The following is a 23,741-nucleotide window of genomic DNA, read 5'->3' as shown; positions in this document are numbered from 1 at the left end:
GACGCATGTGGAAGCTCCCGGGAGGTGGTCCCGGGAGCTGTTCCGGCTAGTTGCTGAGCTTGACGAAGCCCGGGAATTTGACGTCGACCTTGGCGACGTCCTTGGGCCAGACCGCACTCTGCTTGCCGTCCTGCCATTGCAGCATCAGGCCGGTGATCAGGCCCTTGCCGTATTTGATCGAGTGGGTGAACTGATCGTCCTTGCCGTAGAACTGGACCCGGCCGATGGTGCCTTCCCAGTCGGTCTTCTCCAGTGCATCGACCAGCTTGTCGGCCTCGGTCGAGCCCGCCCGCTTCACCGCATCGGCGATGTAGTAGACCTCGTCATAGGCGGTGTAGCCGGCATAGGACGGATAATTGCCGAACTTCTTCTTGAAGTTTTCGGCGAACGGCACCGATTTCGGCGTCACCGCGACGCCGGGGCCGGAGACGCCCTGGTAGAGCACGCCCTCGGCCGCCTGATTGGTGTCCTTGCCAAAGGTCTCGTTGGTCGCCTGGGAGGAGATCCCGAACATCGGGATGGGCACCTGTTGGTTCTTCCACTGCACCGTCGGCTGCACGCCGACATGCGAGATGCCGGTGATGATCACGTCGGGCTTCGATCCCTCAATCTTGTTGAAGATCGGGGTGAAGTCGGTGGTGTCGGGCGAGAAGCGGATGTGGTCGAGCACCTTCAGCCCGATCTTCGGCAGGCACTCCTCGTAGCCGATGTCGAGCGGCTTGGTCCAGGCGGCGTCCTCGCTCATGATGACGGCCGTCTTCATGTGCATCCTGTCGACGAGCAGGTCTTTGGCGCCGTCGCAGACCGAGAGCGCCAGCGCCGCCGAGGTCAGGTAGCCGTGGAAGGTGTACTTGTTCTTCTCGTAATCGGCGTGGACGCTCTTGCTGATCTCGTTGGAAGCGGCGCCGGGCGTCACGAACGGCGTCTTCAGGCGTGAGGCCCACGGCTCCAGCGCCAGCACCACCTCGCTGATATAGCTGGCGATGACCGCGTTGACCTTGTCCTCGTTCACCGCGCGCTGGAATGCGCGCACCGAATCCGCCGAGGAGGAGTGATTGTCGTAAGAGACGATTTCGATCTTGCGGCCGTCGACGCCGCCGTTTGCGTTGATCTCGTCGGCGGCGAGTTGCGCCGCTTGCGGAATGGAGGCGCCGGCGATCGCCTGCGCTTCCGCGATCACGCCGATCCTGATCGGATCGGCTGCAGTGCCGCGCCAGATGCCGTCATCAACGCACCGGCCGTGGCCGTACCGAGTGCTATTCGCAACGCAACAGAGAGTCTTTTTTTCATGTTGTTCTCTCCCTTGAAACAGGCCTCTCGTGAGCCATTGGCCGCGACTATAACGGTGGAGGCATTCTCGGCAAGTGAAACTGCGTTCAGGATTGTGAGAAACGGACCAAAGTGCAGTGCTGCGCAAATAGAGAGCAGCGTCGGGTATTTTGGCACGTCAGGCATGCAGATTTCGTCGGCGGGCATGCGTATGCGTTAAGGCGTACGTCAGGCGACGGTCGATGAAGTGCGTTACGGTTCAGCGCGCTTGCAGCAACGATGGATCGAGCGGCTGGAGCCGGGCGGGATCGAACGGCGAGAGGTCCACGTCGCGCGTTGCGCCCTTGGCGATCAGTTGCGCCATTGCTTCGCCGGTGGCGGGCGCATTGAGGATGCCCCAGACGTTGTGTCCGGTCGCAACATAGAGGCCGTCACTCTGCGGCACCCGGCCGATCAGCGGCAAGCCGTCCTGTGTCACGGGACGAAAGCAGGCCTGCTGCGCAATGATCTTCTCGGGCCGAAATAGTGGCGACAGCCGCTCGGACATGGTTTGCAGGCGCGAGATCGCGTCGCGCTCCGGCGTCACGGCTGCCGGGTCGAGCGGCAGCGGCGCGATGTCGGAGAGCGCCGTGATATGCGTGCTGCCGTCGGCCCGCGGGAAGACCTCGATCGAGACTGCGTTGCCGTGCTCCTCGTATTCCAGAAACAACGCATCGGCCGGCACGTCCGTGCCGGTGTCGTACACGATGCTCGGGCTGCGTTGGCCGTAGACGGCGGGCAGGCTCATCCATTGCGCGGCGAGCAGCGACCATGGTCCCATGGCAATCACGACCGCGTCCGCCTCGATGACGCCGCTCTCGACCTCGACGCCCTTCGCAGTCGTGCCATCCGCGTCGCGCACGATGCCCGTGACGCGTTCCGGACGAAGCGTAGCGCCTTGCGCGAGCGCTGCGCTCATCACAGCCGAAGTGAATTTGCGGGGATGAACGATCGCTGTGGTCTCGGTCGTGCCGATGCGCTGTCCGATGACGACGCCGTCGCTGAGCCAGCCGAGAGCGGAGCGTGCATTCCGGCGCGGATCGCCATCGGAAGCAACGAAGCCGCTATAGGCGGTCATCGGGCGGTAGCCCCAATCGTTCGCGATCTCTTCCGGCAGTTGCGCATGAAGCGCAAAACTGCGCTGCGCCAGCGCATCGAGCGGTGAACCGGCGCACCAGTCGCGCGCCAGGAAGCCGCCGGCCTTGCCCGATGCGGCAGCCGCGACCTCGGTTCGCTCGACGACGATGACGTCGATGCCGTGGCGGCGGAGGAACCAGGCGGTGCAGGCCCCGATCACGCCGCCACCGCAAATCACAACGCGCATGGTCACTCCCTTGCGTCAGGCATTCGGCCGCGCGGCCGGGGTCTTAGACGACGAAATCCCTGGCATGGAGATCCGCCGCATGGATCCCGTTCAACGTGATGGTATCGCTGGCCGTCAGGTGGATCACGGCATTGCCGGAGCCGTCGTCGCTGATCAGGCTCTGCAGCGCCGCCCAGTCAGCAAAGCCGTAGTCGTGCACGTTGATGACGTCATGCTCTCGGGCCGTGCTGCCGACAGCCTTGTTGCCCTGATCGAAATCTTTGATCACATCCTGGCCCGAGCCGGTGTTGAAGACGAACTTGTCGTTGTTCGGTCCGCCCCAGAGTTGATCGTTGCCGCGTCCGCCGTTCAGGATATCCCTTCCGCCCGTGATCGAACCCGGCGCGGACGGAGCGTAGGTGATTGCATCGCCATACAGCAGATCGTCGCGGGCGCTCCCGTGGAGGATGTCGTTGCCGCCATGCGCGTTGCCCGACATGTTTGAGGCATCGCCGACGAGCACAATGGAGGTCGAATCCGGATTGCCATCAACGACCGCGATCAGGATGTCGTTCCCGCCACGGGCGTTGTCACTCATGTAACCGCCGTCCCCGACCAGGGACGCGCCGCCGGAGCGGGCGCTGTCGCCGACTGTGTAGATGAGGATGTCGTTGCCGCCATGTGCATTGCCGCTCATGGACACGAGGGCATCGCCGGATATCGACGCTCCGCCGTAGATGCCGGCCTGGGTCACGTTGATGATGTCGTTGCCGCCATGGGCATTGTCGCTCATGGAATAGCCGGCGTCGCCGCTGAACGCGCCGGACGATCTGTTTCCCATCGACGCGATAATGGTGTCATTGCCGCCCTTGGTGTCACCCGACATGGTGCTATCGGCGTCTCCAAAAAGACTGAGACTCGAATTGATCGAGGTCGAGGCGTCGACGTGAAGCAGGTCATTGCCGCCATGGGCGTGGCCGGACATGGTCTGCGCATCGCCATCAACAAAGACATAATCGCCAAAACCGGTCACGGTCGCCGCAAGCAGGTCGTTTCCTCCATGAGAATGGCCCTGCAAGGTCTGGTCGTCGCCAACAAAAGTCAGAACTCCGTTGACCGCATCGACCGTCGCGATCATCGTGTCGTTCCCGCCGCGGCCGTCGATCGGCAGGCCCGGGTCTCCGAACTCGGTCACGAATTGCTGGTCCCCAACGCTGACGATGATCGTGTCATTTGGCATATGGCGCATCGTGCAACTCCCAGTTCATGTCGGACGTGGATCCAAGAGGACGTTATGCCTCCGCGCCGCGCTGCGGCCCTGCCGCGCGACCTATCTTCGTTGGATTGATGGCGGAGATTTGCCCGAGGCGTAACTTGATTGCGATCAAGGAACCGCGCCTCGGCGAACGTGTCTTGGTGTTGTCATAAGGCGCACGTCCACTGCGATGTCTGTGGCTGTTATTTAAGCAAATGGCGCGTGCCGAAAACGATCGGGCGCCGGAGGTTCACGCCGGCGCCCTTATTTTGGCTGCTCGCGCGGGCTCAGCCCGGCCCCGCGCCCTGTGTTGCCGTATACACCGCGTAGAGCGATTGGCTTGCGGCCATGAACAGGCGGTTGCGCTTGGGGCCGCCGAAGCAGACGTTGCCGCACACTTCCGGCAGGCGGATGCGGCCGAGCAGTTTGCCGGCCGGCGACCACACCGTCACGCCGCTATAGCCGACGGCGCGTCCGGCATTGCTGGAGGCCCAGACATTGCCGTTGACGTCGCAGCGCACGCCGTCGGGTCCGCACTTCACCCCGTCGATCACGCAATCGCTGAACTTCTTGAGGTTGGAGAGCTTGTTGTCGCTGCCGACGTCAAACACGAAGATTTCGCCGTTGCCGCCGGGCCCGGTGTCGCCGGGTCCCTTGCCGGTCGAGGCGACGTAGAGCTTCTTGTAGTCGGGCGAGAAGCACAGGCCGTTGGGATCGGGCACCTGCTCCTCGGTGACGACGAGGTCGAGGCGCCCCGAGGGATCGATGCGGTAGCAATTGGTCGGCAGCTCGCGCTTGCCCGGCGCAAAGCCGGCCGGCTGTCCGATCCGCGGATTGAGCTTGCCGCTCGCATTGCTCGGACCGCCCGCGACGTCGGGCTCGCCCTCGTAGAGCTGGCCGCCATAGGGCGGATCGGTGAACCAGTAGCTGCCGTCGGGATGCGCGGCGATGTCGTTCGGCGAGTTCAGTCGCTTGCCCTGATAGGAGTCCGCGAGCACGGTGGCGGTGCCGTCGTGCTCGTAGCGCGTCACCCGCCGGGTCAGGTGTTCGCAGGAGAGCTGGCGGCCCTGGAAGTCGAAGGAGTTGCCGTTGGAGTTGTTGGACGGCGAGCGAAACACGCTGACGCGGCCGTCGTCCTCGGTCCATCGCAGCTGCCGGTTGTTGGGAATGTCGCTCCACAACAGATAGCGGCCCTGTGCGCTCCATGCCGGGCCTTCGGCCCACAGCAGGCCGGTATGGAGCCGCTTGATCGCGGTGTTGGGCTGCGCGAGATCGTCGAAGGCCGGATCGACCGCGATGATGTCGGGGTCCCAGAAATAGGTGGTCGGCGCGCCGTTGGGGCCGAAATCGCGCGGCGGCGTGGTGATCGTCGTCGGTGGTGCGGCAGGTCCGGCCTGGGCCAGTGCCTGGCCCGCGCCCGCCACGGTGGCTCCGGCGCAGAGGGCAAGTCCCTGGACAAGTGTTCGTCGTGAAAGCGCAGCATCCTGGTCACGCTGCTCGTGGTCACGAGCCTCTTGGCGTGTCATCGCGTCCTCCCGGTGATGTTCGCTGGCCGGTTGATCCGGCCGAGCAGGGGAAGGTTAGTCCGGTCGGCGTCCGGTTGCGAGGGCTGGCTTGGCATCTTCTGCGCGATAGCCGCAACGACGGAACCGCGGCGCAAGGCGGGTGTGCGGTGCGAAGCGACAATTCGTCCCGCCCCTGAGGGGCTCACCGGGACCGGTTTTGGCGCCTGTCAAGCCTTGACCTCGCACGTGATGCTGGCAGAAGGTCTTCCCGGGGCAAATGCGGAGTTCGTTGTGGCCTTTGTCGTACTGTTCTTGTTGCTCGGGATCGCGTTCGCCGCCGGCTATTTCACCCGCGATTTCGTTTCCCGCAAACGGCGGGCGGAGGCGCGCCGCTGGCGCGAGTACACGCAGCCGGATTGGCTCCCCGCCGCCGCGCCCGCCAATACCAACGAGATCGCAAGCACCAACGGGATCGCGCCGCCGGCCACCGGCGAGCTCGGCCAGATGCTGAACCGCTGGGAAAGCCGGGCCCGCGCCCGCCGCGCCGGCTAGCTAGCTTTCAGCGGCTGATCCCCGCTCCGTTTCCGATCACTGCAATCCGACGAACTGAATTCCGAGATGTCAGAAGCGCGACGAGGATGACCGTCGCGTGTGCGCCCGCGCGGGTCTGCGCGCCGGGGTGCGCGACGAGTCCACGAAGCGTGCGTGCAATGAGAAGATCGCAGCGATGCTGCGCATCGCTGGCCGGCTTTTCATCCATCGTTCGTCGCGTGCTGCTCCGCGTTCATGTAACAGACATATCATTATGCGACATAAATTATGATATGAGGTGAATTTTCCTGGAGCGGGAATCGTGTGCCGTCTCGGCCTGATCTCTCGAAGATCCGCCGCATGAGTTCACGAAGCTCCGTCCCGCCGGACGGCAACAAGGCAAACAACCATGACCGACACACTCACCGCCGGCTCGATCGCATTCACCGGCTTCAACGCGGATGGCGACGACAGCCTCGCCTTCGTCTCGTTCGCCGACATCAAGGCCGGCACCGTCATTCACTTCACCGACAACGCATGGAATGGCACGAGCTTCGCGACGGACGAGAACGTCTGGAGCTGGACCGCCACCAGCGACGTTGCCGCCGGCACGATCATCAGCATGAGCGGCCTCGGTGCCGGCGGAACTGCGGCGTCCGATCTCGGAGCCGTGGCGTTCGACACCGCCAATGCGCGCGACATCGCCGACCTCAACGAAGTCGTCTACGCCTATACCGGCGACGCTTCCGCGCCAGTGTTCCTGACTGCGATCACCAATGCCACATTCAACGCCAGCCTCGGACGCGGCACGCTCAATGGCACCGGTCTCACCAACGGGCTCGACGCCAAGCAGCTGAACGGCAGCCCCGACATCGCCGTCTATGTCGGCGACCGGTCGAGCCTTGCCAGCATCGAGGACTACAAGGCCCACATCTATGACACGGCCAACTGGCAGCTGCAGGGTGGCAACGGCGACCAGAGCCATGACGGCAGCGCCCCCGACCTGCCGTTCTCGACCCAGGCCTTCACCGCCGATCCGACCGCGCAAAAGATCGAGTTCGCCTCCGTCACCGCGAGCGTCGCCGAGGGCGACAGCGGCGACACGGTGGTGACGCTGACGCTGAACCGCATCGGCTCGACCTCGGGGGTCACGACCTTCTCCGGCACGGTGGCCAACATGTCGGGCATGTACGGCTACGCCGACGCCGACGATTTCGGCGGCACATTGCCGACATTCAGCGGCAGCTTCGCCGACGGCGCCTCGACCGCGACCGTGACGTTCCATATCAGCGGCGACACCACCTACGAGCCGGATGAACACTTCTTCGCCATCCTCGATACGGTCGCGCGCGACAGCGGCCTTGTCTATATCGGCGACAAGGCGACGGTTGACGCCACCATCGTCAACGACGACCCGGTCCAGTTCTTCGGCTTTGCCGAGAACTCGCTGACGGTTTCGCAATCGGAGGGTAACGCCGGCGATGTCAGGACGTTCACCTTCGTGGTGGAGCGGACCCAGGGCACCGCAGGGGATCTCTCGTTCAGCGGCGTGATCTCGGCTGGCTCCACTGATGCAGCCGACTTCGGCGGCGCGGTGCCGTTGACGTTCTCCGGCGTCATCAAGGCCGGTGAGAGCACTGCCACCGTCACGATCACCACCACTGGCGATATCACGCTGGAAGGCAACGACAGCTTCAGCCTGCACCTGACCGATGCAAGCTCCAGCAACAACACCACCATCGTCAACACCTACACCGACGCCACCGGCATCATCGTCAACGACGATCCGCTGCACATCGGCGCCGGCGAGAGCGTCACCTCGCCGCTTACCCTCGCCGACGGCGACCACCTCACCATCGACCAGGGCGGCATGCTCGCGGTTCCGGACCCGCAGGATGGCAGTGACGTCAGCGCGATCCTCTGGTCGGGCGGCACAGTGACCGTCGACAATGCCGGTGGCATCGGGGTCGATGGTACGAACTATCATGTGGCGAGCGCCAATGGCGTGACCGGATCCTTCACGTTCAACAATGCGGCGACCGGCGCCATTTGGGGCAGCATCGGGGTCCGCTACCTTGGGTCCGGGTCCGTGGTCACCGTGAACAATGCCGGCCTGATGAATGGCGGCGTCGGCTACGCGCTGGATTTCACCGACGTCGGCAAGGTGTCCACGGTGGTCGTCAACAACCTCGCCGGCGGCATCATCACCAACAGTCAGGCCAATTCCGACGTGGTGCGCGGTGGCGCCAACATGGTGCTCAACAATTCCGGCATTATCCGGTCGGTGGCCGATGACGCTGCCAACGGCTACTATGGCGGCGACGCGGTCGACTACAGCGGCAGCGCCGGCGGGGTCGTGCACAATTTTGCCGGCGGCGTGATCGAAGCGTCGCGCCACGCCATCACCAACAAAAAGGGCATCACCGTCATCAACGATGCCGGCGCGACCCTGATCGGCCGCAACGGCTCCGGCGTCAATATCGACAATGACGCGACCGTCGCCAACACGGTCCATGTCACCAACCGCGGCACGATCATCGGCGCCTCCGCCGGATACGATGACAGCGACGGCGATGCCATCGACGCCGACGGCCTGGTCGAGCTTGACAATTATGGCCTGGTCGCGGGCATTGGCGCCAACGGCTATCACAACGGTGAAGTCAACGTCTCCGAGGGCGCGGCCATCGGCGGCGGCGTGATCAACAATTATGCCGGCGGCACGATCTACGGCTACGGGCGCGCCATCCAGGTCGACGATTCCTCGAACGGCGCCGCGCTCGGTGCGACCACCATCTACAATGAAGGCCTGATCCAGGGCGACGGCCATGGGCCCGAGGGCGTCGATCCGGTCGACGCAGCCGCAATGAACGCCAGGATTGCCGGCCGCGAGGCCATCGACATCCTCGGCAGCTTTGCCGACACCATCACCAACAAGGGTACCATCCTCGGCGGCATCTTCACCGATGGCGGCGCTGATGTGCTTGATAACAGCGGTCTGATGGTGGCGAGGGGTGGTGCGGCGGTCGATCTCGGCGACGGCAACGACACCTTCACCAACAGCGGCATCGTCTCCGGCGACGTGCTGGCGGGCGCCGGTGACGACACCATCAACCTCGTCACCCGCTCGACCATCAGCGGCACGCTTGACGGCGGCGATGGTTACGACACGCTCTATCTGTCGGGCAACGGCCTGAGCACACTCTCGAACCGGGTGACCCATGTCGAGAGCCTGGTCGTCGCCAGCGGCATCTGGACCGCGGAGCTGAACGGCGACGGAGTTCACCTCCCGCTGGCCCGGTCCTGGAGCGTCGATGCAGGACAGAGCGGTTATACCTCGATCACCGTGAAGAGCGGCGCGAAGCTCGGCGTTTCCACGTCGGAACGCCTCGAGATGGCCAGCGCAGCGGGTCAGGAGAAGAACGACCATCTCGTCGTCGAGGCGGGCGGCGAAGTCGGTGCCCTGGTCGATGCCGTGCAGCTCGGAACCGGCTCGACCACGATCGACAACGCGGGAACGATTGCCAGCATTTCCCTGGGCACGGATTCGGCGAAGGCCACCTTCGTGATCAACAACGCAACCACCGGACTCGTCAGCGGCACCATCTCCGGTCCCGGTGACCTTAATGGCGGCAGCCTGACCATCGTCAACGATGGCGCCATCTCCGGCCTCAAGGCCATCGACCTCGAGCATACCCGCAACGGTTCGGTCAGCGTCTTCAACCACGCGGGCGGGATCATTTCGGCGATCGCCAACCAGGACGTCATCCGTGGCGGCAGCGGCACCGCGATCGAGAATGCCGGGACGATCAGGTCCGACGGCGACGACGGCGAAGATATCTCGGGCGGTGACGCCATCGACTACAAGAAGAACGGCGGTGGAAGCGTCCACAACCTCGCCGGAGGCGTGATCGTGGGGTCGCACCACGCCGTGACCGGCAAGTTCGGGATCACCGTCGTCAACGACGAAGGCGCGACGATGATCGGCCGCAATGGTTCGGCGGTGAATGTCGACAACAATGCGTCCGTCGCCAACACCGTCTATGTGACCAACCGCGGCACGATGATCGGTGCCTCCGCCGGTTACAGTGACAGCGACGGCGACGCCATCGACGCCGACGGCCTGGTCAATCTCGACAATTACGGCCTGGTCGCGGGCATCGGCGCCAACGGCTATCACAACGGCGAGGTCAACGTCTCCGAAGGCGTCGCCATCGGCGGCGGCGTGATCAACAACTATGCCGGCGGCACCATCTACGGCTACGGGCGCGCCATCCAGGTCGACGATTCCAGCAACGGCGCGGCGCTCGGCGCGACGACGATCTACAACGAGGGCGTGATCCGGGGCGACGGCCATGGACCGGAGGGCGTCGATCCCGCCGACGCGGCCGCGATGAACGCCAGGATCGTCGGCCGGGAGGCGATCGACATCCTCGGCAGCTTCGCCGACACCATCACCAACAAGGGCATCATCGTCGGCGGCATCTTCACCGACGACGGCGCCGACACGTTGAACAACAGCGGCCTGATGGTGGCGATGGGCGGTTCCGCGGTCGATCTCGGCGACGGCAACGACACCTTCACCAACAGCGGTATCGTCTCCGGTGACGTGTTGTTGGGGGCCGGCGACGACACCATCAGCCTTGTCGCAGGCTCGACCGTCTCGGGCATCATCATCGGTGGCGATGGCAGCGACACCATCAACTTGTCCGGCACCGGAAACGGGACGCTGGGCAAGGGGACCGGTATCGAGAAGGTCGATGTGCAGAGCGGTGCTTGGGCGATCGATGGCGATGCCAGCTACAGCAATGTCACGGTGGAGAGCGGCGCTGGCCTCGTGGTGCGTGGCGCGGTCGCGACCGTGACGGTGGAGCAGGGCGCCGAACTCTCCGTTTACGGCAGCGCGAACGGGGCGATCGTGCTCGGCGAGCAGGCGATCCAGGCCGGCGCTGTTGCGTTCGATACGACCGGGCGGCGAGCAGCGCGTCATCCATGGCGCCGCGGCGAACGGCACCACCATCGAAGGCGGCACGCAGCATGTCTACGGCACCGCCGATGACACCACCATCGACGCGGCCGGGCTTCAGCACGTCCATGGCCGCGCGACCGACACCATCGTCAACAGCGGCGGCGAGCAGAACGTCTACGAAGCCGCCACCGCCACCGGCACGACGGTGAACGCCGGCGGCATCCAGATCGACTGGGGCAACGCGGTCGCCACCACGATCGACGGCGGCAGCCAGTATGTCTACGGCACCGCGGCCGACACGGTGATTCTATCGGGCACGCAATATGTCGGGGCCGGCGGCGCGACCTATGGCACGATGATCGGCAGCGGCGGCACCGCGCACGCCTTCGGCGGAGCCTCGGTTCACAACGTGACGTTCGCGGGTCCTGATGCCACGCTGGTGCTGGATCACGCCTCCGACTTCAGCGGCTTCATCTCCGGTTGGCAGGACGGCAACCATCTGGATCTCGCCGACATCCAGTTCAACCAGGGCATGACGATGGTCTATCTGGCCGACATCGGTCACGGCAGGGGGACGCTGACGGTGTCGGACGGCTCGCATACGGCGTCGCTGGCGCTGCTCGGCCAGTACACGGCGGCCGATTTCGCGCTGTCGAGCGACGGCCACGGCGGCACGATGATCAGCGACCCCGGCGCGCAGGTCCAGCAGAGCGCACTCGCATTGCCGCACGCGGCGTGAGGATCGGTGAAGCGGATGCCGGGCACCGGTTGGTGCCCGGCATCTGCGTTGCCGCTCGCACGGACCTCAATCTGTTGCGTTGCCCGACGGGCAAAACACGCAAGTCCTGGGTCAATTGCCCCGGTCAAGATATTCCACTTTACCGAAATTCGGATTTGTCGTATGTGTTGCCCATCCCGATCCGGGAAAAGGGGCGGTCGTACGTCGTCACGAACGTGGATCGGGCTGCGGTGGACGCTGAGCGGCGCCGTCGCGGATGCAAATGGCAGGGCGGGGCAGTGGATTGAGCCGAACCCCGTGAGCCGCTTGCAAGCCGCGTGAACGGACGGCGCTCAAACCCTGCGAGGCCCTCGGGCGAAGGATGCCCTGGGGCGAAGCAGGAGAAGCTTGCGTACGGCAAAACCGTGTGGTCCTGGCCGTCGTTGCTACGGTCAAGTCTTGCGGAGGTGCAGCGAGCCCGACCGGGCGAAGCGCACCGCCAATTCGCGAGGCGACGGAGGCAAGAGGGAATTCGTCTCCGGGGAGAGCGCGCATAAGCCGTTAGACCACTGCGCAGGGAAGGCCGGATGTTTCGGCTGCCCTGTATCGCTCCTGTGCCTTGCGTGTGCAAACATTCTTGCACGGGAGTCTTGCGGGTGCCAGCCGGCACCCGGCCTTCCCTGCGCCCTTACTTTGAGGAGGGCGTGACGAGAAGCACAAAGCTCGGGCGGAATGCGCCGCGAGAAGGCGAGGGTGTGTCTGCTGTTTGACATGTGAAGTAGATGCCGCACGTTATCTATCTCCGTCACCCTGAGGTGGCCGCTTCTTCAGCGGCCCTCGAAGGGCGACGGCCCGACTGCACCGGCGGGGCCGTGCGTCCTTCGAGGCTCCCCGCGCGGTGCTTCGCGCCGCGCGGCTCGCACCTCAGGATGACGGAGCCGATATGCGGGCCACTGCAACCAGGTCAGCCCCTCTGACCATCTTTTGGCGTTGCAGTTGCGCCCATTTCTCGTCTAGAAACGGCCCATCGAGCCACCCGGCAACCAACCGTCAACGGTTTTGACCGAGGATTTGTGGCTCAAAAGGGTCTGGCAATGCTGATTCGCGGCCAAATCGATGGGATTTCGGGGGAGGTGGCTCTGGCCGCCGCCACGATCCCGGCCGCGCTGCTGCCCACCCTCCTTATTGGCGGGCTTCTTCTTACTTGCCCCTGAGGGCCGGCTGGGCGCTGCGCGCCTGGGCACTCAGGGGATGTACGAGATCAGCGGACCCCCGACAGCGCCCCAGGAATAACCGGCGCGAAAGCTCAAAAGGAAATTTGAAATGGCCCCCGTGAACAAGTCCGACAAGGACCGCGTCATCATTTTCGACACCACGCTGCGCGACGGCGAGCAGTGCCCCGGCGCCACCATGACGTTCGAGGAAAAGATCGAGATCGCCGAGATGCTCGACGACATGGGCGTCGACGTCATCGAAGCCGGCTTCCCGATCACGTCCGAAGGCGACTTCCAGGCCGTCAGCGAGATCGCCCGCCGCTCCAAGAACTCCGTGATCGCCGGCCTGTCGCGTGCCAATCCAAAGGACATCGACCGCTGCGCCGAAGCGGTGAAATTCGCCAGGCGCGGCCGCGTCCACACCGTGATCGCGACTTCGCCGCTGCACATGCGTGTCAAGCTGAACATGACGCCCGAGCAGGTGATGGAGCTCTCGATTGCCAATGTCACCCGCGCCCGCAACCAGATCGACGACGTCGAATGGTCGGCCGAAGATGCCACCCGCAGCGAGATGGACTACCTCTGCCGCATCGTCGAGGCCGTGATCAAGGCCGGTGCCACCACGGTGAACATCCCCGACACCGTCGGCTACACCACGCCGGACGAATACACCCGCTTCATGAAGACGCTGATCGAGCGGGTGCCGAATTCCGACAAGGCGGTGTTTTCGGTTCACTGCCATAACGACCTCGGCATGGCGGTGGCGAACTCGCTGGCCGGCATCGCCGGCGGTGCGCGCCAGATCGAATGCACCGTCAACGGCATCGGCGAGCGGGCCGGCAACGCTTCGCTCGAGGAAGTCGTGATGGCCATCAACGTCCGCAACGACGTGTTTCCGTGGTGGAACAAGATCGACACCACGCAGCTCACCCGCGCCTCGAAGGTGGTGTCGGCGGCGACCTCGTTCCCGGTGCAGTACAACAAGGCCATCGTCGGCCGCAACGCGTTCGCGCATGAGAGCGGCATCCACCAGGACGGCGTGCTGAAGGACGCCTCCACCTACGAGATCATGCGGCCCGAGATGGTCGGCCTCAAGCAGTCCTCGCTGGTGCTGGGCAAGCATTCCGGCCGCCATGCCTTCGTGCACAAGCTGGAGGAGATGGGCTACAAGCTCGGCCCCAACCAGCTGGAAGATGCGTTCACGCGAATGAAGGCGCTCGCCGACCGCAAGAAGGACATCTACGACGAGGACATCGAGGCGCTGGTCGACGAGGAGATGGCGGCCTCGCACGACCGCATCAAGCTGACCTCGCTGACCGTGATCGCCGGCACCCATGGCCCGCAGCGCGCCACCATGAAGCTCGACGTCGATGGCCAGATCAAGATCGAGGAGGCCGAGGGCAACGGTCCGGTGGACGCGGTGTTCAACTGCATCAAGGCGCTGGTGCCGCACGAGGCCAAGCTCGAGCTGTACCAGGTTCACGCCGTGACCGAGGGCACCGACGCGCAGGCGGAAGTCTCGGTCCGACTGTCGCATGAGGGACGTTCGATGACGGCGCGCGCGGCGGATCCGGATACGCTGGTAGCGTCCGCAAAGGCCTATCTCGGCGCGCTCAACAAGATCGTCATGAAGCGCCAGCGCGACACGGTGACGACGGCGGCGGCAAGCTGACGCGTCATTCTCTGCAGTTCATCGGCAAACGCGGCGTCTCCGACGCCGCGTTTTTCGTTTTGGGCCCGATGATGTGGAGGAGAGTGCATCATAACATAACCGTTATTATCATGTCATGTTATCATTTCATTAACTGCAGCATCGCGGCCCGCGCCCCGCCGCTGGAGAATTGAAATGTCATTGACTGCTGGTTCGATCGCCTTCACCGGGTTCAACGGCGACGGCAACGACAATCTGTCCTTCGTTGCGCTGACCGACATCCCGCAGGGCACGGTGATCAACTTCACCGACAGCAACTGGAACGGAACCAGCTTCTCCACCGGCAGCAATGCCGAAAGCACGATCGCCTGGACCGCGACCAGCGCGATTCCCGCCGGCACCGTCATCGACATCAACAACATCGGCAAGGGTACGTTCGGCACGAGCGCGGGCTCGGCCACCTTCACCAACGCCAACAACACCGGCCTGTCCAACGACAGCGAGGTCGTCTACGCCTATATCGGCACCTCGACCGCACCGACCTTCCTCGCCGCGATCTCCAATGTCGGCTATGCGACCTCCGACGGCACGCTGACCGGCACCGGCCTCATTGCCGGCCAGACCGCCGTCAGCTTCACCGGCGGTCTCGACATCGTCGGCTATAACGGCCCGCGCGCGGGCCTTGCCGGCTTCGCGGACTACCTCGCCGCGATCGGCAACACCGCCAACTGGCAGACCCAGAACGGCAGCGGCGATCAGAGCGCCGACGGCAATACACCGGACGCGCCGTTTCCGACCACTGCGTTCACCCTGGCGGCCCCGGCGGCGCAATTGATATCGTTCTCGCCGTCGAGCGTGCTGGTCGCCGAAGGCGACAGCGGCACCAAGACCATGACATTCGTCATCGTGCGCAGCGGCAGCACCACCGGCGTCGCGAGCTTCTCGGGCACCTTCGCCGCCGGCACCACCAATGCCGCCGATTACGGCGGCACGTTGCCGCCCGTGACCTTCAACGGCACCATCGCCGATGGTGCCACCTCGGCGACCGTCACCGTCACGATTTCCGGCGACACCACCCCGGAGGCCGACGAGAGCTTCACGCTCACGCTCACCAGCGTCAGCAACCCAAGCGCAGCGGCCACGATCGGCACCGCGACTGCGACCGGGACGATCACCAACGACGATTCGTCGACCCCGATCACGCTGGCAAACAACGACCATCACACCATTTTGAGCCCCTCAACGCTCTCCGGTTCGACCCCGGTCACCTGGATTGGCGGCAGCACCTCGCCCGGCGCGCTGCTGGAAAATTTCGGCAACATCATCGGAACCAGCCGCGCGATCGCCACCAGCGGGTCCGCAAGTGGCAGCTTCACCGTGAACAACGGGCTCGGCGCGACCATCACCGCAACCAAAGATGCCGTGAAGATCTCAAATCTCGTAACCGGCACCAGCGGCACCTTCACCCTCAACAACCAGGGCACGATCTCCTCGACCGGAACCGGCAGCAATGCCGGCCAGGCGCTTGACCTCGACGACATCAATTCGAGCGGCGCCAATACCGTCATCAACAATGCGGCGGGCGGCGTGATTTCGGCGGCCGATGCCGACGCGATCCGGGCCGGTGCCCACGCCACCATCAACAACAACGGCCGGATCGTCAGCCAAAACGCCTCGGCGTCCTCGTCCGGCAACGATGCGATCGACTTCCAGTCGGTCAACACCGGCGGCGTGGTCAACAACTTTGGGGGCGGCAGCATCATCGACGGCGCGCGCCACGGCATCACCGGCGACCAGCCGATCACCATCACCAACGACGGCACGATCATCGGCCGCGGCGGGTCCGGCATCAACATGGACAGTGCCGCCAACACGACGACGACCGTCACCAACCGCGGCACCATCACCGGCACCTCCATGAACGGTGCCGACGCCGATGGCATCGACGTCGATGGTTTGGTCTCGATCGACAATTTCGGAATGATCTGGGCGGTCGGCCTGACCAGCGCCGCCAACGGCCTCAACGAGGCGCTCGCGATCGGTGGCGGCTTCCTCCATAACGAGGCCCGTGGTGGCGGGATCGTCAGCGATCAGCGGGCCATCACCGTCGACGACAGCAACGGTGGCGGTGCCTTCGGCGCCGTCACCATCGTCAATGACGGTTACATTGAAGGCAAGAACGGCCAGGCGATCTCCATCACCGGCACATTCGCCAATACCATCGCCAATAGCGGCTACATCGTCGGCAGCATCGCCATGGGCGACGGCAATGATGGCCTGAGCAACAGGGGCGTCATCAAGGGCGACGTGTCAATGGGAGCCGGCGACGACAGTATCACCCTCGTCAACGGCTTGGACGTGGCCGGGGGGCGCTCGGGCTTGAGCGGGACGATCGATGGCGGTGCGGGCACCGATACGATCAGTCTTTCGAGCACGGGCGTTTACTACGACCAGCTCGGCACCGTGATCAACGTCGAGAATCTTCACATCCGGAGCGGCAACTGGGGCCTCAGGACTCTCGCCGGCTTTTCCGATATCAAGATCGAAAGTGGAACGACCGCGTACTTCGTTGATGCGACCCCCAGCCCGTCGCTTGGCGCCAAGACCATCTACAATGAGGGCGGCATCACGGCCCCCATCAGGATCCTCGGCGACTTTGACGACATCGTCACGAACAAGGGCGGTATCAAAGGTGGTGTCTTTACCGACGGCGGTGCCGACACGCTGATCAACAGTGGCATGATCGTCGCGTATTCCGGCGCTTCCGCGGTCGACCTTGGCGACGGCGACGATACCTTCACCAACAGCGGCGTCGTGTCTGGCAATGTGACGATGGGCGCTGGAAACGACACCATTGACCTTTTCACCGGTTCAACCATCGCGGGCATGATCGATGGCGGCGATGGCAACGACACGATCAATCTGTCGGGCTTGGGAAGCTGGACGCTTGGCATGACGATTGGCATCGAGAATCTCGACGTGCGAAGCGGAAACTGGGCGACCAGCGTGAGTTACGCCCATGTCACGGTCGAGACCGGCGCCAGCCTAGTACTGGGGGGTCAGGTTTCAGCCGGCACGGTGGCGCAGGGCGCTGCGCTCTACGTTTACGGCAGAGCGGACGGCGCCACTGTGCGCGGCGAGCAGTGGGTTGTGGGTGGCGGCAAGGCCAACGGCACTATCCTGGACGGCGGCAGCCAGAACGTCTACGGCGCGGTGGTGACCCAGACCACGATCGGCAACGGCGCGATCCAGTATCTCCATGGCAGCGCCATCACCACGATCCTCAACGACGGTGGCGCGCAGAACGTCTATTCCGACGGCACGGCGACCGGCACCACGGTCAATGTCGGCGGCGTTCAGAACGACTGGGGCACGGCGAGCGGAACGAGGCTCGAGGGTGGGGCGCAATACGTGTTCGGCTCGGCAAGCACGACGACGCTCAATTCGGGCTTGCAGTTCGTTGAGAATGGCGGCGCCGCCAACACCGCGACGATCCATGGCGGCAATCAGGTCGTGTTCGCCGGTGGAACAGCGACCGGCACCACCATGGACGGCGGCAGCCAGGAAGTTTACGGCGCGGTGGTGACCCAGACCACGATCGGCAACGGCGCGATCCAGCATCTCCATGGCAGCGCCGTCACCACGATCCTCAACAGCGGCGGCGCGCAGAACGTCTACGCCGACGGCACGGCGACAGGCACCACGGTCAATGCGGGCGGCGTCCAGGTCGATTGGGGCGTCGCCGGCGCCACCATCGTCAACGGCGGCGTGCAATATGTGTATGGCAGCGCGGCCGGCACGACGGTGCTGGCCGGCACGCAATATGTCCAGTCCGGCGGCAGCGCGGACGACACCACGATCGGCTCGGGCGCGCTCGCCTTTGTCCATTCGGGCGGCGCGATGGACGATGTGATCTTCGCCGGTCCCAATGCCTCGCTGGTGCTCGCCCAGGCGTCGGCGCTCACCGGATCGATCTCCGGCTGGCAGGACCATGACAGCATCGATCTCGGCGACATCCTGTTCGGCGACGGCGTGACCTCGTTCGCCTATGCTCAGAACAGCGGCAACACCGGCGGCACGCTGACGGTCTCCGACGGCACGCACACTGCGTCGCTGAGCCTGCTCGGCCAATACAGCGCGGCCGACTTCGCGCTGTCCTCTGACGGGCACGGCGGCACGCTCATCAGCGATCCTGGCGCCGCCAACGCGCAGCAGCAGATGCTGGTGGCCTCGCTCGGCCGCTGAGCGAGCAATCCGCTCAAAGACCGTCCGCAAGACCGAACTGCCCGGCTCATTCGAGCCGGGCATTTTTTTTTGAGATCCCGAATTCAAGCGTGATTAACACTGCGCCGGCGCTCACAAGCTCCTGATGAGGCCGGCATGCCCCAGCCGCCTGTCCGCAGCGACACGCGGGCATCGACCAACCCCCTCTCGGTACTGCATTTTTTGCAAGCCGCCCCCCTGCTAACGGGCAATAGCGCCTGTCCCCGCTTCACTATAATCCTGCCCTCAGCTTAAATTTAAGCTCTGGGGCCGGCGATCCGCGCCTCACAAAAAATGCGGGAGGAAGCATGCGGAAACTCATCTTGGCTGCGGCGTCGGTTGCGGTCTTGGCCGGGGCGTGGACCGGGCCGGCATCGGCTCAATCGCCGATCATCATCAAGTTCAGCCACGTCGTCGCCACCGACACGCCGAAGGGCAAGGCGTCGGAGAAATTCAAGGAGCTCGCCGAGAAGTACACCGGCGGCAAGGTCAAGGTCGAGGTCTATCCGAACTCGACGCTCTACAAGGACAAGGAAGAGCTCGAGGCGCTTCAGCTCGGCAGCGTGCAGATGCTGGCGCCCTCCAACTCGAAATTCGGTCCGCTCGGCATCCGCGAGTTCGAGGTGTTCGATCTGCCCTACATCCTTCCCGACCTGAAGACGCTGCGGAAGGTGACGGAAGGCCCGCTCGGTCTCAGGCTGCTCAAGCTGCTGGATTCCAAGGGCATCACCGGTCTCGCCTATTGGGACAACGGCTTCAAGCAGATGAGCGCCAACAAGAAGCTGGTGACCCCTGGCGACTACCAGGGCGTGAAGTTCCGCATCCAGTCCTCGCGCGTGCTCCAGGCCCAGTTCAAGTCGCTCGGCTCGTTGCCTCAGGTGATGGCGTTTGGCGAGGTCTACCAGGCGCTTCAGACCGGCGTGGTCGACGGCCAGGAAAACACCTGGTCGAACATCTATACCCAGAAGATGCACGAGGTGCAGAAGTACATCACCGAGACCAACCACGGCTACATCGGCTACGTCGTGATCGTGAACAAGAAGTTCTGGGACGATCTGCCGGCCGACATCCGCGACCAGCTGACGAAGGCGATGAAGGAGGCGACCGACTTCAACAACACGCAGTCGCAGAAGGAAAACGACGACGCGCTCGCCGAGATCAGGAAGAGCGGTAAGAGCGAGATCATCAAGCTCACGCCGGAGCAGGACGAGGCGATGCGCAAGGCGATGGAGCCGGTCTACAAGGACGCCGCAGGCCGCGTCGGCCAGACGCTGATCGACGAGTTCCAGAAGGAAGCGAAGAGCACGACGAACTGATCCAGGGAAGCTATGTACAAAGGGCTTCTGTGCACTGCACCGAAGCCCTTTTTGTTGCAAAAGATTTCAGATTACGACTGAACAGACATTCAGGGGCGTTACATCTCTGTAAGAACGCTCACCCTGTCCAAGTTGTAAGTTGCGCGTCAGCCGTCCGGCGCTCATCCTCAGGGCACCCTTCCAGAGGAGGTCCGTATGAGGAAGTTCACCATCGCCGCCATCGCCGTGCTCAGCATTGCCGGCTCGGGCGCGGTCTATGCCCAGTATCATCACCCGTGGATGGAGCACTTCCGCCACATCCGCATGAACCCGGAAGACCGTGCCGCCTTCGTCGACGCGCGCATTGCCGCCGTCCATGCCGGTCTGAAGCTCAACGCCGATCAGGAGAAGCTGTGGCCGCCGGTCGAGAGCGCGGTGCGCGAGTTCGCCAAGCTGCGCATCGACCGCGCCAATGCGCGGATGAATGCCGGCCCCGGCGACGCCGCCAGGGACTCCGACAAGCCGGAGGATCCGGTCGCTCGCCTGCGTCAGCGCGCCGAGGACATGGGCGCGGCGTCGGCGGCCCTGAAGAAGATCGCCGATGCCGCCGATCCGCTCTACAAGACGCTGGACGAGGGCCAGAAGCGGCGCCTCGCCGTGCTGACCCGCCATCGCGGCCCGTTCGGCGCCGGCGAAGACGGTCCGCCGCACCACCGCTTCATGGAACGCATGGACCGCATGATGGAGCGCGGCATGGACCGCTTCCACGGCGACCACTTCGACCGGGACCGCGGCCCGGACCGGGATCGCGAAGGCCGGCTGTAAGCGGGGGCGGATTCCGCGGGGATTAACCTTGGCGAAGCCGCTGGAATCCAGCGGCTTTTCGCATTTTAGGGCTTGTGGACGAACCCTTGGAAAACCTTCGTTGCATCGCTTGCCATACCCGGTTCGCTTTGCTAAACGACCGGCCTCGCAAGGCTTTGACCGCCTTTCGGGCGCATAGCTCAGTTGGTAGAGCAGCTGACTCTTAATCAGCGGGTCCCAGGTTCGAGCCCTGGTGCGCCCACCATTGGAAAAGTCTTATTTTCCAAGACCTTCGCGAAGTGATCGCCGAGACAAAATGGGTCTCGTGCGGCGTTTTTTGCAGCGGGACGTGGCGCGGCCAGATTGCCGTGCGACTTTCCCTTTGTCTCTCTATCTTCACCCCATTCGATACAGCCCGCAGATCCGACGGTACAGGTCGATTACGTGCTCGTCGTAGAATAGGACATTAGGGCGAGCAAAACGGACAGTCTGCTCTGCCCGTCGCCGGGTGCTGCTTGCTGCAGAACCAGAACCAGAACCGGATCGTTCGGGTCGGGGGGTTCGATCCCCTCCCCCGGTACCGAGGCTACGATTTTTACGTCAATCTACGATCTTCCGCGATTTTGTACTCCCGATGCGGTTGGAGCCGCCGGTGCGAATTGCGTTGGCTGCAAAAGGTGGTCGCTCTCCGTTGCTTCTGAGAGCTAACTCCTCTGACTAATAAGCTGCTTTGGATTTCACGCTAGGCATGCGGGAATGACGGCCTTTGGCGCACAGTTGACGTCGCGCGGCCGTTCTCATTGTTCAGCCGGCAGGCTTCATAGGTTCGTCAATTCAATCTCGGAAATCTGCGTCAAGCTGGTTCGAACGCGAGAGCTTAGCCTTGCGTGCGGCCTCCGCATCCCAATCTGGCGGACTGCAGTACCTCGCAGTTCCGGACAAATTGCTCGACATTCGTTGTGGCCAAGCGGTTCAGCTCTTCGCGCCAGAGCCCCTCAGAGCGTCCCATGCGGCCCGACTTGCTTGATCGAAGGACTTGCGGGATTCTTCCAACGCGGCGCTTAGCACCGACCAGGACTCGTTCCCTCTCTCCTTGAATTCTTGAAGACGTGCTTCTGCTTCAGACGCGTCGGATTTCAGTTGCTTGAGCGCGGCATCGATATCGGTCGTCCGGGCCTCGGCCACTTTGCCCGCCGCCTCCCGGAATTGATCCGCCGCCTCGCGCCATGCCCTTGCCTGCGCCGCTGCTATGTCCTTGAACGTGGCCTGCTGCTGCTCGATCTGCTTGCCGGCGCCTTCGAAGTAGGTCTTCATCTGCGCTTCGAACCCGGTCCAGTGCTTTTCCAGATCCGTCTTCGCGCGCGCCAAAGCGGCTTCGCCGGCTTCCGCTTGCGTCTTGAGAAGCGCCTGAAAATCATCGCGCCGTTTTTTCAGATCAGCGACGATCTCATCGGCCCTGACCCTGGACTCGGCTTTGACCTCCGTCGCTTTCACTTCGAGCGACGCCAGTGCGGCATCCATTTCGTCGATGCGCTCCTTAGCCCAATTGAGGTAAAAATGCATGCTGCTTTGCTCGGACATGACGCATCTCCGTTGGCTACGAATGTACTGGTATTCATGCCTTAGCTCAGCTTCTCTTGACTTGACCTGCGTCAAGCTTCCTGAAGCGAGAGGCCTCGAGCAGTTGCATGCGGAAGCGGCGTTGTCGTTCTACGGGGAGCGGCGACTTGCTTGCGCGGCGCTTGCTCCCGGCTGCGGGGCAGACAACCCATGTTGGCCGCAGCGTAGAATTCGCGCGGCTCCTCCACCCTGGCACGGGGCGGCAACACGTCCCCGTTGAACGCGTGCTCGCACCAGCGCAGAGCGTCCGTCAGGTTCTCAGTTCCGGCAAGATCAAGCGGTGTGCCATTTCTCGTACCTTCGAGCAGAGCGTTATCGCGCTCGCCGAAGCGGATGACGGGCTGGCCACTGGATTCCTCAATGTGATCATTGTCAGAAGGCATATCTTTCACTCCGTGGTGCGTGCGCGGGGCCGATTGTTTGGCGGCCTCCGATGCCCGACGGGCGGTCCTACGCGGCCGTCCAGCCGCCATCGATCGCGAGATTGGCACCGGTGATCTGCGCGGCGTCGTCACTGCACAGGAACAGCGCGAGCGAGGCCACTTGCTCGGCCGTGACGAACTCCTTCGTGGGCTGCGCTGCGAGCAGGATGTCACTGATGACCTCATCCCTCCTCAAGTTGCGCGCTTTCATCGTGTTGGGGATTTGCTTCTCGACGAGTGGTGTCCAGACGTAGCCGGGGCTGATGCAGTTGCAGGTGATCTTCGACCGCGCGAGCTCCAGCGCCACCGTCTTGGTGAGACCCGCGATCCCGTGCTTGGCAGCGACATAGCCCGACTTGAAGGGGGAGGCGACCAGCGAGTGGGCCGAGGCCGTGGTGATGATGCGGCCCCAGCCGCGCTTCTTCATGCCCGGCACCGCTGCACGGATGGCATGGAATGCGGCGGACAGGTTGATCGCGATGATCGCATCCCACTTCTCGGGTTGAAACTCCTCAATGGGAGAGACGTGCTGGATGCCGGCATTGTTGACGAGGACGCCGACACTGTCGAAGGTTGCTGCGCCGAGTGCGATCAGCTCGGCGATTTCGATCGGTTTGGCCATGTCCGCGGGCGAATAGATCGTCTTGACCCCGAATTCGCTCTCGATCGCTGAGCGCTCCTTCTCGACATCAGCAGGTGCACCCATGCCGTTGAGCACGATGTTGGCGCCGGCTTCTGCGAAAGCACGTGCGCACGCGAGGCCGATGCCGCTGGTCGAGCCGGTTATGACAGCTGTCTTACCCTTCAGAATACTCATCTTATTCACTTTGCTCTGTGTGTTGCGTCAATAGCTGAAGCTCCGCGGCTGGCGAGCGCCTCGGCTGCG

The 23,741-nt window shown here is 63.8% G+C and carries 15 protein-coding genes and 1 tRNA gene; 8 read left to right on the top strand and 8 right to left on the bottom strand.

The features are described 5' to 3' along the window. Positions 1–46: 46 nt before the first annotated feature. The 5 genes from ACXJMY_RS13540 to ACXJMY_RS13520 form a co-directional block, all read right to left on the bottom strand. On the bottom strand, positions 47–1,219 hold the full coding sequence (locus tag ACXJMY_RS13540; protein WP_456619940.1) for an ABC transporter substrate-binding protein: 1,173 nt from the start codon (positions 1,217–1,219) through the stop codon (positions 47–49). Beyond that, positions 1,177–1,455 (bottom strand): hypothetical protein, encoded by a 279-nt coding sequence (locus ACXJMY_RS13535; RefSeq protein ID WP_456619944.1) that lies wholly within the window; start codon positions 1,453–1,455, stop codon positions 1,177–1,179. Before ACXJMY_RS13535 ends, ACXJMY_RS13540 begins: the two co-directional genes overlap by 43 nt. Before the next feature lie 73 nt (positions 1,456–1,528). Then, positions 1,529–2,632 (bottom strand): NAD(P)/FAD-dependent oxidoreductase, encoded by a 1,104-nt coding sequence (locus ACXJMY_RS13530; protein ID WP_456619837.1) that lies wholly within the window; start codon positions 2,630–2,632, stop codon positions 1,529–1,531. A 43-nt stretch (positions 2,633–2,675) separates the two neighbouring features. Then, positions 2,676–3,860: a calcium-binding protein gene (locus tag ACXJMY_RS13525; protein ID WP_456619836.1), complete on the bottom strand. Its 1,185-nt coding sequence runs from the start codon at positions 3,858–3,860 to the stop codon at positions 2,676–2,678. A 293-nt stretch (positions 3,861–4,153) separates the two neighbouring features. Further along, positions 4,154–5,392, bottom strand: a complete 1,239-nt coding sequence (locus ACXJMY_RS13520) for an SMP-30/gluconolactonase/LRE family protein (protein WP_456619835.1) — start codon at positions 5,390–5,392, stop codon at positions 4,154–4,156. A 228-nt stretch (positions 5,393–5,620) separates the two neighbouring features. Between ACXJMY_RS13520 and ACXJMY_RS13515 the strand changes: the two genes are divergently transcribed. Beyond that, positions 5,621–5,923, top strand: coding sequence for a hypothetical protein (locus ACXJMY_RS13515; RefSeq protein ID WP_456619939.1), 303 nt, complete (start codon positions 5,621–5,623; stop codon positions 5,921–5,923). Positions 5,924–5,930: 7 nt separating this feature from the next. On the opposite strand, the gene ACXJMY_RS13510 is transcribed toward ACXJMY_RS13515, so the two are convergent. Further along, entirely contained in the window at positions 5,931–6,131 is a 201-nt protein-coding gene (locus tag ACXJMY_RS13510) for a hypothetical protein (RefSeq protein ID WP_456619834.1), read from the bottom strand. Between the two features lie 180 nt (positions 6,132–6,311). On the opposite strand from ACXJMY_RS13510, the gene ACXJMY_RS13505 reads away from it, so the two are divergent. From ACXJMY_RS13505 to ACXJMY_RS13475, 7 genes are all read left to right on the top strand, one after another. Next, on the top strand, positions 6,312–10,958 hold the full coding sequence (locus ACXJMY_RS13505; protein WP_456619833.1) for a beta strand repeat-containing protein: 4,647 nt from the start codon (positions 6,312–6,314) through the stop codon (positions 10,956–10,958). Beyond that, positions 10,852–11,607, top strand: a complete 756-nt coding sequence (locus ACXJMY_RS13500) for an AIDA repeat-containing protein (protein ID WP_456619832.1) — start codon at positions 10,852–10,854, stop codon at positions 11,605–11,607. Before ACXJMY_RS13505 ends, ACXJMY_RS13500 begins: the two co-directional genes overlap by 107 nt. Before the next feature lie 1,302 nt (positions 11,608–12,909). Further along, positions 12,910–14,472, top strand: a complete 1,563-nt coding sequence (locus tag ACXJMY_RS13495) for a 2-isopropylmalate synthase (protein ID WP_456619831.1) — start codon at positions 12,910–12,912, stop codon at positions 14,470–14,472. Positions 14,473–14,646: 174 nt separating this feature from the next. Beyond that, positions 14,647–18,696: a beta strand repeat-containing protein gene (locus ACXJMY_RS13490; RefSeq protein ID WP_456619830.1), complete on the top strand. Its 4,050-nt coding sequence runs from the start codon at positions 14,647–14,649 to the stop codon at positions 18,694–18,696. A 326-nt stretch (positions 18,697–19,022) separates the two neighbouring features. Beyond that, positions 19,023–20,030, top strand: a complete 1,008-nt coding sequence (locus ACXJMY_RS13485) for a TRAP transporter substrate-binding protein (RefSeq protein ID WP_456619829.1) — start codon at positions 19,023–19,025, stop codon at positions 20,028–20,030. Positions 20,031–20,225: 195 nt separating this feature from the next. Then, positions 20,226–20,834, top strand: coding sequence for a Spy/CpxP family protein refolding chaperone (locus ACXJMY_RS13480; RefSeq protein WP_456619828.1), 609 nt, complete (start codon positions 20,226–20,228; stop codon positions 20,832–20,834). A gap of 168 nt (positions 20,835–21,002) precedes the next feature. Next, positions 21,003–21,078 (top strand) — tRNA-Lys (locus ACXJMY_RS13475). Between the two features lie 707 nt (positions 21,079–21,785). Here ACXJMY_RS13475 and ACXJMY_RS13470 read toward each other — a convergent pair. Further along, positions 21,786–22,394, bottom strand: a complete 609-nt coding sequence (locus tag ACXJMY_RS13470; RefSeq protein WP_456619827.1) for a sll1863 family stress response protein — start codon at positions 22,392–22,394, stop codon at positions 21,786–21,788. A 489-nt stretch (positions 22,395–22,883) separates the two neighbouring features. Further along, positions 22,884–23,672 (bottom strand): 3-hydroxybutyrate dehydrogenase, encoded by a 789-nt coding sequence (locus ACXJMY_RS13465; RefSeq protein WP_456619826.1) that lies wholly within the window; start codon positions 23,670–23,672, stop codon positions 22,884–22,886. Between the last annotated feature and the right edge of the window lie 69 nt (positions 23,673–23,741).

It is taken from the genome of Bradyrhizobium sp. P5_C12 (genome assembly GCF_054049735.1).
The sequence above is the reverse complement of the archived record's forward strand: the minus strand, read 5'-3'. Positions and strand labels throughout refer to the sequence as shown.